A 255-nucleotide genomic window follows, 5' to 3' on the forward strand; every position below is an offset into this window, starting at 1 on the left:
CACCTTCTTCTTTGCTCAGGATGTACACTTCTGAGTCAAACTTGGTGTGCGGCTTGATTGAACCTGGTTTAGCCAGTACCTGACCACGTTCGATATCTTCACGCTTGATACCACGCAGCAGAACACCTACGTTCTCGCCAGCACGGCCTTCGTCCAGCAGTTTGCGGAACATTTCAACGCCGGTACAGGTAGACTTAACGGTGTCTTTGATACCCACGATTTCAACTTCTTCGCCAACTTTAACGATACCGCGCT

The 255-nt window shown here is 49.8% G+C and carries 1 protein-coding gene; it reads right to left on the reverse strand.

The window, feature by feature from the left end; genetic code table 11:
• The coding region (locus V2S86_RS25540) for an EF-Tu/IF-2/RF-3 family GTPase (RefSeq protein ID WP_330764618.1) at window positions 1-255 on the reverse strand (255 nt) is incomplete at both ends.

The sequence above is a fragment of the Serratia sp. C2(1) genome (assembly GCF_036352655.1).
GTDB classification, from domain to species: domain Bacteria; phylum Pseudomonadota; class Gammaproteobacteria; order Enterobacterales; family Enterobacteriaceae; genus Serratia; species Serratia inhibens.